This window comes from Mammaliicoccus fleurettii, assembly GCF_003970575.1.
Lineage (GTDB): Bacteria > Bacillota > Bacilli > Staphylococcales > Staphylococcaceae > Mammaliicoccus > Mammaliicoccus fleurettii.
Window position 1 is genome coordinate 1 of sequence record NZ_RXWZ01000101.1, and the last position, 10,928, is coordinate 10,928.

Genomic DNA, 10,928 nt, shown 5'->3' on the forward strand with positions numbered 1-10,928 from the left:
GGTTTAGAAAAAGATGATAAAAAAGGTTAAATTTGATTTCTTGGTTTTGGTTTTTGAAACGAGTTGAAAACGAGTTTCTTCTTGTCTTGATAATCACGGTTACAGGTGGAAAGACAAAGTATATAAACAGCTAGTAAAAGAATTTAATATAGAGGGTATAATGTGGGAAGAATTGCTTCTAGACTACATGGGTGAATTTTCCAATCATTGTATACCTTTTCCTGGTTTATTGGAGATGCTAAGAGAGCTAAAAGAAAATCATTATAAGCTTGGTATTATCAGTAATGGAAAGTGTCAGTTTCAGCTAGATAATATAAGGGCTTTGGATATAGAAAAATACTTCGATACTATTTTAATTTCAGAGTGTGAAGGGATGAAGAAGCCAGACTCAGAAATTTTTATAAAAGCATCAGAGAAACTCAATGTCTCCCTTGATGAAAGTATCTTCGTCGGGGATCACCCGTTGAATGATATTAAAGCTGCTCAATCTGTTGGGATGATTGGGATATGGAAAAGAAACTTTTTATCTCATGACTTCAAAACAAATTTAGTCATTGATAATTTAAAACAGCTTCCTTGTTTAATTAAAAACGTATAAATAAAACCTATTATAAATGGTACAATGGCAAGATTTTTTTAGCTAACACTTAATTAATCAAAAAAGTTACGTATTTAATTATATTATAAACTCGGATATACCTTCCAATAAACGACCGTTTTAAACACAAAATAGTACTTACGATAAAAAGGCGTGTCATTATTGACGGTAAATTGCATATATCTTAAGTGTTATTTTGCATAACTAACTTTAAAAGCCCAGCTGTCTTCGTGAAAAGATTAGCTGGGCTTCTTAACTAGAGTGCAAATTATCGCTTAAATCAGTGCAAAATAACATAGAAAGTGACACCAGTGAAATCAATATCCCTCTAATGTCTATTTAGGGTCTACTATACTCAAACAAAAATTTAAGAGAGAAAAACACATCTACAAATTGTTTAACCAGAAGATTATTTTTATAATTATAATTGAAAAACTTTCGTAAAAATATATGCAAAATATTGAACGTTCGTAAACTATTTTTATATGTTTAAGAAAGTTTATTTTGATCTATTTCAAATGTTTTCAAACCGTTCTTAAAAGTGTACTTTTACGAATGGTAAATCGCTTTAAATAATCTAATTCAGCTTATGTTAAAGTTAATGTAAGAACATTAGAATTAATACCAAAAGAAAGGGTTAATCTAAATGAAACATATTTATGCTTTTGAAACAAAAAGGGAATATGAAAAATACGAAGAATTGATTACTACATTTGAACAAAATCTGAAAGAATATCAACTTATATTAGAAAAAGATTTTGAACTAAACGATTTACCTAAAGGTATTGTGTGGACATCACAAGAATTAGCAATAAATGTCTTTTCAGATGTTCCCATACCTGCATTTACAAATAAAGATACGATATACATATCACCTGATTTAAGAGCTTGGAGAAAACTGTTTATTCAACAATTGGATGGGAAAAGCTTTTTTCATATTCAGCATTTTTACGAAAAACTTTCTGAGAATCACATACTTACTATATTAGGTCATGAATTAACCCATCACTCAGATTTATTTTTGGATGAATTTGGAGATGAACGAGAAGGCAGTATTTGGTTTGAAGAAGGAATGTGTCAGTATTTACCAAGAAAATATCTTTTAACTGAGAAAGAATTTGATGAAATATCGACGATAGAGAAAGAATTAGTGGACATATTTACGAAAGAATATGGCAACCGATCCATAGATGAATTTGGAAGTAATTCCTATACAGCAAGTTTATCGAGCATCATGTTTGATTACTGGCAAAGTTTTCTTTCTGTTAAGTGTTTAGTGGAAAATCGCTATCAAAATAATATAAAGGCGGTTTTTGAAGCATACCACCAGTGGGATAAAGAGGGAAGAAAACTTTCGCTAGCTGAATATTTCAGATTAGATAAGACTTCTATATAGCAACAGGATAATAAGACGAATTAATTGATGATTTAAATTTAGAAGTAAGATTTGACTAATCCTAATTCGATAAGTACTTTCGATGACTAAATACTTTGATTTTCTATGTTAGGTGATGAAAAATGGAATTTTGGGATGTCTATGATATTAATCGTAATAAAACAAACAGAAAAGCACTTCGTGGAGAAAATTTGAAATCGGACGATTTTCATTTAGTGGTCCATGCGTGTATTTTTAATTCAAACGGTGATATGCTTATCCAACAAAGACAATCTTTTAAAGAAGGATGGGCAAATATGTGGGATTTAACTGTAGGAGGGAGCGCCTTGGTTGGGGAAACCAGCCAATTAGCTGTACAAAGAGAGTTATATGAAGAGCTTGGAATTGATATGGATTTTCATAAGATCCGTCCCCATTTAACCATTAACTTTGAAAAAGGATTCGATGACGTTTATTTAATTGAAAAAGAGATCAATTTAGATACGCTCAATCTACAGTTTGATGAAGTGCAAAATGTAAGATGGGAAAGTAAGGAAAAGATATTAACAATGATAAAAAACAGTAATTTTATTCCTTATCATGAAAGCTTAATTAATTTACTATTCGATATCCGAAAACAATATGGAGCAATAAAAATAAAATAATGATGAAAATTTAATTCATCTCATTAAATGATTATTGTATATATTATTAACTACATAAACTTCAGGAGGCTGGAATATAAAAGACTTTATTCCAACCTCTTTTCACATGTATTATAGTGCAAAATAACGTTTAAAAAGGTGCAAAATAGCATCGGAAATGACAGTTAAGGGGGGGTTTTCTTTAAAAAACGTTTTAAGTTTTGGGAGTGATAGAATTTATTATATATAATTAATTCAGTAAAAAGTATATACTATCAATAAATTCTGAACAATGTAGGAGTAGATTAAAGTTGGAAAACACAAATAAGAAGACACTTCTAGAAGAACTAAATGAAGATGATTTAAACGATTATTATTATTGGAAATATTTAGATCCATTACAAAAAGCTAAGGAATGGAACGGTCCATATATCGAAGAAGAGTATTTTACATTTACTGAATTCGAAAAGAAATATAGAGAAAGTAAATATCTTTATAAAAATACATTATCAACTTTAGCAATAAAATATGAAGATGATTTTTTAGGTGTTGTCACATCATATTGGAAAGATAAGAAATCCAGATGGTTAGAATGTGGCATTGTTATATATAAAAATAATAAATGGGAAAAGGGATTAGGTTCTCAAGTATTCAAAGAATGGATTAGTTATCTATTTAAAGAAACTGATGCTAATAGAATAGGTATTTCAACATGGTCTGGCAATATTAGAATGATGAAAGTAGCAAATAAAACTGGAATGATAGAAGAGGCACGTATACGTAAAGGGCGCGTAGTTGAAGGTGAATTCTATGATGCCATACAGATGGGGATTTTAAGAGAAGAGTGGCGATTTTTTTAATATTCTTCTCTCTAAAATAAATAACACTCTAAGTATATGTAATAAAAGAGACTTCCTTTCAAAAGGAAGTCTCTTAATCGTTTCAAAATCAAATTCTATCTTAATAACGAACAATAAGTAACATAAGTTTCTATTTAATAAAAATTATCAAATAAGTTAACTTAGTAAGTTTAATAGATTTATAAATTGTTTGGGTTTGTTATATTATTATTTTCAATAAATTCAAACCATTTCTTTTTAACACTTTGTATTGAAAATTTTTCTTCAATTTTTTCTATACTTTTTTCACTCATATCTTTTAAAACTTTTTCATTATTTTTTAAATATAATATTTTTTCAGCTAATTCCTTTATATTGTCTTTGTTAATAACTAAGCCATTTTTATTATTATCAATTATTTCTTCTGGACCATATTTAAAATCGTAAGAAATTACAGGAGTTCCAGATGCCATACTTTCCAAAATACTTAATGAAAAACCTTCACTTTTAGAAGTGGTTATAGAAAGCAATGATTCATTATATATTTCTAATGGATTATTAGTATACCCTTTAAATATAATATTATTTTCTAGTTTATTTTTTTTGACTAAGGATTTTAAATTTTCTAATTCATTTCCATTTCCATAAATTTCCAATATAAAATCAGGATCATCATCTTTAATTAGTTGCATTGCTTTAATTATATGATCAATTTGTTTTAATTTAACTAATCTAGAAATAACAACAGCTTTGTTTTTTCTAATGATGTTATTAATATCTTTTGAAGGCAAAGTCTGTATACCATGTGGAATAACTTTTACTTTTTCTGAATAACCATAATTATTTACAATATCCTCTTTTTGTTGGCTTGTTAATACTATTAAAGAATCTATATTTTTAAGATTTTCTAAAGAAGTCATTACAGTTTTAGCTATCTCGCCATTTGGGCTTAAATGATTACTATGCAATCTTACATTCTTACTAGAATTTTCATTTTTTATATTAATCATAATATCATCAGTATTTCTTGCATCAGAAATAATAACAGAATCTTTATTATTATTGACAATTTGTTCTACAAAATAAGACTTTAATTGTCTATCACTTCTAAAAGAATGAACTATTTGCCCTTTTTTTATTAAATCAACTTTAGTAGCTAATCCATTTTCAGGGTTTACTGTTTTACGCAAGTAACAGTTACCAATACTATTGTAAAAAGTCATTTGTCTGGGTCTATTTAAATTATAATACATATATGATAGTTTACCTATATATCCTTCAGGAGCATAAAATTCTACTTTAATTCGATAATTTGAATTATTAAAGTAATCTATTTTTTTAATAGATTCATCACTTCTGTAAGATATATTTTTTTTATATAATCCATTTTCATATATTTTAACAATGTCTTTACTGTCATTTTTTTCAACTATTGAATCATCATTTATTAGATTTTTATATGACTTGAATTTTTGGTCAATCTGATCCTCATTTCTAAAATAATCATACATATTTATTATTTTAACTTTTTTGTTTACCTTATATACATCATAAATATCTTCTATAATACCGTTATAATCGGAATTATAATTAAATGTCAGTATATAAGTTTCGTAACCTAATTCACTAAACATGCTAGCTTGTTGTAAATTAGCCTTAGTAAGACCTCCTCGTTCTAGTTCTAAAGAATTAATTAATAAGTATATTTTTTTCAAATTCACACCTCTTTTGTTTTGTTCATATTAAAGTATCAATGCTTATTTATATCTAATTTCTTTTATAGCCCCCCCAGAAAATTAGATTGTAGACTAGAGTATTATAGTATATTCTATTTATATACTATAATACTATAATTTAAGGGAGGAGCACTATTTTGCTACATATAAAACAAGAAGGCACTGTGCTTTATATTTCTTTTGGCGCACCAAAAGAAAACATTACAGGCCTATATGTAAAAAATAGCTTTAAATCTATTTTTTACAAATCATATGATGAGTCGTTTAATTTTAAAATTGATTTAAATGAAGTATTAGACATCTTTAAAGAATTTAATGAAACTAAGATTTTCTTAACTTTGGAAGTATTAGAAAACAAGCGTAAAAAACAAAAAAATATAGAAGTTACTAACGAATATACATCTATTTATAATTTAGAGAAAGTTTCAGATGGTGTTAACACAATTTATCCATATACCACTAAAAACGGATTTTTACATTTTACAATGACTAATTACACTCCATTAAAAGCATTTTTTTCAAGACGACATATCGATAAACTAAAATTCAATAATCACCAGGCGCTAATAGAAGGGCAATTTTCTATTATTAACTCCACAATTCAAAAAGCTAGTCTTGTTTTGACAACGCGCTTTACTGATCGGGAATTAGAAGTCTATTTACCAAGTACTATAGATAGTAAAAATAACAATACCTCTATATTTAATTTCTCCGTTGATATATACAACGAGTTAATAAAATTCATGAAGCATTCATATATTATTGGAGATGTTATTGATATCTATTTAAAAATTGATGTTCAAGAATCATTTGTACCTTTAAAAATAAAAATAGGTAATCCAAGAATTTTAATAGAACGTTTTCTAAAGGGCGAAATTATTACGGATTATCAAAATGATATTATATCTATTACTCCTTACTTTACTATGAAAGGGCGTAATCTTTCATTTAGAATTAACAGATATACAATAGATAGTTACCTTACTTATATCGAAAATTTAAAAAAACCTAACGTGAAATTGCCTTTCCAAAAAAATCGTCCAAAAGTTTGGGTTGTGGGAGAAAAATCTTATAAAGCTCAAGATAATGGTTTTCACTTTTTTAAATATATGCGGACGCACCATCCAGAATTACCTGTGTATTATATTATTGAAGAAGATTCTAATGAAATTCAAAATGTTCTTCCTTTTGGTAATGTCATTTATTACAAATCTCCAGAACATTTCAAGATTATGTTACAAGCGGATTATATATGCACAACACACCACCCAGAATTAATATTCCCTACCAATAGTGTAGTTTATACAAAAAAAATTAAAGCTACTAGAGTGTTTTTACAACACGGTGTGCTAGGCACTAAAAATTTATCAAATATTAATGGTAACCAACTGAAAGATTTCAATGTAGACCTTTTTATTACAAGCTCTGAGAGAGAAAAGCAGATTGTTGTTAGAGATTTAAAATTTGATAGTAGTCAAGTTGCTGTGACAGGTTTAGCTCGTTTTGACAATCTTTTTAATCCAAAAGTTACAACTAAAAACCAAATTTTAATCATTCCAACATGGAGAGATTGGTTAATCAACACAGAACAGATAGAAGGTTCAGAATATCTGAAAAGAATAAATCAATTATTAAATAGCGCTAACATTAAAAATATTGTAAATGACGGAAATGAAGTTATTTTCTACCTACATCCTAATATGCAACCTTTCATTGATTTGTTTAATGTCCCATCGTATCTTACCAGCGTTAAACAAGATGATGTCGATGTTCAAAAACTAATCCAAGAGAGTAAATTAATGATAACAGATTATTCAAGCGTTGCTTTTGACTTTAGCTTTTTAAATAAACCAGTCATTTATTATCAATTTGATAAAGATAAATTTTTAGGTAAGCAACCTTCACATCTTGATATAGAAAATGAATTGCCCGGTACGATAGTTAATAATCAACAAGACTTAGAAAAACAACTAAAAAAGATGATTATGAATAATTATCAAATCGATAAAAATGTTGAAATAAAAGCAAATCAGTTTATTAAATATCATGATCAATACAACAGTCAAAGGATTTTTGAAGCTGTTCAAAAATCCAAAACAACTAATCGATTAAAAAGTAAATTCAAATATGATATTTTATCCCAACATTTATTCAAACGCTTTAGGAAGAGTAAGAAATATTTTAACGTTATGGATAAATATAACTCAGCAATTTCCAAGATTGTTCCAATTAAAAAGGACCTGGTTGTGTTTGAAAGTAATGTAGGTAAATCTGTGAGCGATAGCCCAAAAGTAATTTACGATAAATTAAAAGAATACAGTGACGCTTACCAAATTGTATGGGTAAGTAACCTACAATTTCCATTTAATGATCCTAATGTTATAAGAGTAAAACGTTTATCACCGGAATATTATCATTATTTATCCCGTGCAAAATATTGGGTAAATAACCAGAACTTTCCGCATTATATTACAAAACCTAAAGATACAATATATATCCAGACATGGCATGGCACGCCACTTAAGAAAATGTTAAATGATGTTGAAAGTTTTGAAGGTAGAGATGCTAACTATAAAAACCGTGTTAACAATGCAATTAAACATTGGGATTATCTGGTTTCACCAAGTCCATACGCATCTAGATGTTTCAGATCAGCCTTTGAATTTCAAAAAGAAATATTAGAAGTTGGTTATCCACGAAATGATATATTTTATAATGAGGATATAGCATATATTAATAATAAAAAGGAAAAAGTCAAACAACGTTTAGGTATTCAAGATGAACGTAAAATCATACTATATGCACCAACTTTCCGTGATGATGAAGTTAATAAAGCTAAAAAACATATCATTAACTTACAAATTGATTTGCAACAAATGAAAGAAAAACTAAGTAAAGATTATATTTTAATTCTAAGACCACACATTATTGTTAGTAACGCTTTACAGTTAGATAGTTCTTTAGATAATTTTGTGATTAACGGCAATAAATATAATGATATCAGTGATTTATTCTTAATAACTGATATTTGTATCACTGATTATTCTTCCGTAATGTTTGATTTCGCTAATACAAAAAAACCTATGCTATTCTTTACTTATGATTTAGAACACTATAGAGACAGTTTACGCGGATTTTATTTTGATTTTGAAAATGAGGCCCCTGGACCTCTTATAAAAACAAATGACTCTTTAATAAAATCTATTAAAAATATTGAACAAATTCAGCAACAATATCAAATGAAGTATGAAAAATTTTATGATAAGTTTTGTTCATATGAAAAGGGAACAGCTGCTCAAAGTATTATTCACAATTTTTTTAAATAATATATAACTATTCCATTAAAGGAATTAATAATACTTTTCATTTTAAAGCGTTTCACAAAACTACTATTCATACACTAAAGCTAATATAAAAACATACAAAAACTCATCATAACCATACGTTAAACAATTAGTTAACATATTCGATGATTATCGGAAGTGGATATGCTTCAAAAGATACAGATGGTATAATATAAAAGTCGTCGTTTTACTTCTGTGCTGTAATTAGCATGGAAGGAGGTGACATCATGTTCAGTACACTATTTGTAACTATTATAGCTCCTATCGTAGTAGGAGTTATACTCACATTATTTTCTCATTGGCTGAATAATCGTGAGAAGTAATTTAGCGACGACATATAGCTAATACACCAAAAGAGCCCGATAACTATTCGCAGTAGTTATCGGGCTCGGTGCTTATCATGCTAGTACACTATTTGTTAATTTCAGTATATCACCAAGTATAGATGAATGCAAAAATCATCTGCTATCTTTGTTTATATAAACAATCTATTATCATTTTCCAATTGTCATTAACATTTTTCCACGAATCTCCCCAATTTTCATTTATAAATTTATACGCTTGATATGGTTTTTCATTGGACGGTGCTTTGTATCCAAGTGTATCTTCAATACACTCTTCTAATAAATGTAATTTATTATTATCATTAAGAGCCTTAGAGATTGATTTATTAAATTTGAAAGCACCAGGTGTATTTCCATCTCTATCATGTATAACGTGTGTCTTAATACCCATAGATTTTAAATATTTAACTAAAGAAATAATTGTAGCTTTACCTCTTGCTTTAACAATTTCCCAATTATAGGAAAATTCTTTTTGCATGTTTTCGGGCATCCTTAGTATAGTTTCTTTAAGAACAAGTTCTTCAGTATCTCCCTCAATAACAAGAACATTTTTAGCGAAAAATATTTTAGCAATACTATCATCAATTTTTAAAATCATTTTTACATGAGTTTTGTCTTCAGCGAGCAAATTTTTAAATTTAGTACTTATGTTAAAAGGATTAATAACTATATGCTCTATATCGGTTTCATCATTTCCCAGTGGGTTTTGCTTATATTCTAAACTAAAAGCATTTAATATCTGCCGTGTATCTTTACTCAAATCAATCATATAAGGAGAATGTGTAGTACATATTATCTGATTATTATCTTGTAACGATAAACTATATATAGTTTCTTTCATCTGTTTTGCTGCTTGAGGATGTAAATAAATTTCAGGCTCCTCAAAAGCAATTAGTAATGGTCTAATATATTCACCTTGTTTCTTTTTTTTATTTTCTCTCATGTTTCTATATCTTAGCATTGCAAATATTGCAGACCGAACTACACCTGATCCTTGGTTACTAATTGAAGTATAGACATTACTTCCTAATTGGACATCAAAACTAGGTTTAATAGCATCATTTGCATTTGATAAGTTTGCTTGTGCAATAAAAGAAGTGTCAGGAAAAACATCGCTAACTACGTGATTTAATTCACTTAACAATTGTGAAAACTCACTATCTTCATCTTGTGGATTTAGCTCTTTGGCTAATTCATTTAAATAATGTTGTGCTCTTTCGAAATTAGTTGACTCTTCTCTTACATCTTCAAATAACTGCTTTAATGTTGTCATTAATGCCCCCGTTTGGCCCGAGAGTTCATTATCTTGAGATTTGTCTTCAATTAAAAGAAATTTGGGTAGTCTGCTAGATACATTTTGAGAAATTCCTCCTGGATTCTTAAACCATTCTATTGAATCAGATATATTAAATAATATATCTGACCCTTCTTCTTTTAGTTTTTCAAAGTCTGCGGAAGTTAACTTTTTATCTGGTTTTATACTACTAAGAGAGTCTTCAAATACTGATATATCTATACCTTTATCTATGAAATCTTGAATTTTTTTACAGTCGCTAAAATCTTCTTTTAAAGTTAATACTTTCTGTTTCATTTCAATTTGACAACTACTGTTATCAAATGTTTTTCTATAAAATATGCTATAACCTTCATTTTCAAAATCTTGATTTTTAAAGAGTCTATGTGAGTTAAAACCTCTCCAATTCAATGATTCATCTCTTAGGTTATTGAATTCAGCAGTTATTATAACTTTATCAGTTAATTTATCAATTTCATTGTTACTATTAATAAAACAACAAAAATCACCGTCATCCATTTTCTTTTTGCCTTCTAGCAGGTATTTAATAGCTTTTAATACAGAGCTCTTTCCAGCATTATTTGGTCCAATGAGAAATGTAGTATCTTCACAAATTACTTCTGTAGAATAATGTTTTCTAAATCCTTCAATCTTTATTGACTTTAATTGGTTCTGTTGCAAAGTAAAAAAATATAGCTAACCACTAATTTATCATGTCAGTGTTCGCTTAACTTGCTAGCATGATGCTAATTTC

The 10,928-nt window shown here is 28.0% G+C and carries 8 protein-coding genes; 6 read left to right on the forward strand and 2 right to left on the reverse strand.

Features of this window, described 5'->3' with window-relative positions; all coding sequences use genetic code 11:
* Positions 1-160: 160 nt before the first annotated feature.
* From CD129_RS08260 to CD129_RS08275, 4 genes are all read left to right on the forward strand, one after another.
* Positions 161-598, forward strand: a complete 438-nt coding sequence (locus CD129_RS08260; protein WP_115337950.1) for an HAD family hydrolase — start codon at positions 161-163, stop codon at positions 596-598.
* Positions 599-1,244: 646 nt separating this feature from the next.
* Positions 1,245-1,994, forward strand: a complete 750-nt coding sequence (locus CD129_RS08265) for a hypothetical protein (protein ID WP_115337951.1) — start codon at positions 1,245-1,247, stop codon at positions 1,992-1,994.
* A gap of 122 nt (positions 1,995-2,116) precedes the next feature.
* The gene (locus tag CD129_RS08270) at positions 2,117-2,638 is read left to right on the forward strand and encodes an NUDIX hydrolase (RefSeq protein ID WP_115337952.1); all 522 of its coding nucleotides are present in this window, start codon (positions 2,117-2,119) and stop codon (positions 2,636-2,638) included.
* Positions 2,639-2,928: 290 nt separating this feature from the next.
* On the forward strand, positions 2,929-3,477 hold the full coding sequence (locus tag CD129_RS08275) for a GNAT family N-acetyltransferase (RefSeq protein ID WP_107518466.1): 549 nt from the start codon (positions 2,929-2,931) through the stop codon (positions 3,475-3,477).
* Positions 3,478-3,656: 179 nt separating this feature from the next.
* On the opposite strand, the gene CD129_RS08280 is transcribed toward CD129_RS08275, so the two are convergent.
* The gene (locus CD129_RS08280) at positions 3,657-5,171 is read right to left on the reverse strand and encodes a glycosyltransferase (protein WP_160149128.1); all 1,515 of its coding nucleotides are present in this window, start codon (positions 5,169-5,171) and stop codon (positions 3,657-3,659) included.
* 158 nt (positions 5,172-5,329) lie between these two features.
* Between CD129_RS08280 and CD129_RS08285 the strand changes: the two genes are divergently transcribed.
* Positions 5,330-8,518 carry a CDP-glycerol glycerophosphotransferase family protein gene (locus CD129_RS08285; RefSeq protein WP_115337954.1) on the forward strand — a complete coding sequence of 1,063 codons (3,189 nt, stop codon included), beginning with the start codon at positions 5,330-5,332 and terminating at the stop codon, positions 8,516-8,518.
* Between the two features lie 245 nt (positions 8,519-8,763).
* Positions 8,764-8,859, forward strand: a complete 96-nt coding sequence (locus CD129_RS08290; RefSeq protein ID WP_000493115.1) for a type I toxin-antitoxin system Fst family toxin — start codon at positions 8,764-8,766, stop codon at positions 8,857-8,859.
* A gap of 142 nt (positions 8,860-9,001) precedes the next feature.
* Here CD129_RS08290 and CD129_RS08295 read toward each other — a convergent pair whose 3' ends face one another.
* On the reverse strand, positions 9,002-10,855 hold the full coding sequence (locus CD129_RS08295) for an AAA family ATPase (RefSeq protein WP_115337955.1): 1,854 nt from the start codon (positions 10,853-10,855) through the stop codon (positions 9,002-9,004).
* Between the last annotated feature and the right edge of the window lie 73 nt (positions 10,856-10,928).

What these genes read in the sequence shown, in the direction of transcription:
- CD129_RS08260 (WP_115337950.1), top strand. Translation starts at nt 161, where the DNA reads ATGTGGGAAGAATTGCTTCTAGACTACATGGGTGAATTTTCCAATCAT.
- CD129_RS08265 (WP_115337951.1), top strand. Translation starts at nt 1,245, where the DNA reads ATGAAACATATTTATGCTTTTGAAACAAAAAGGGAATATGAAAAATAC.
- CD129_RS08270 (WP_115337952.1), top strand. Translation starts at nt 2,117, where the DNA reads ATGGAATTTTGGGATGTCTATGATATTAATCGTAATAAAACAAACAGA.
- CD129_RS08290 (WP_000493115.1), top strand. Translation starts at nt 8,764, where the DNA reads ATGTTCAGTACACTATTTGTAACTATTATAGCTCCTATCGTAGTAGGA.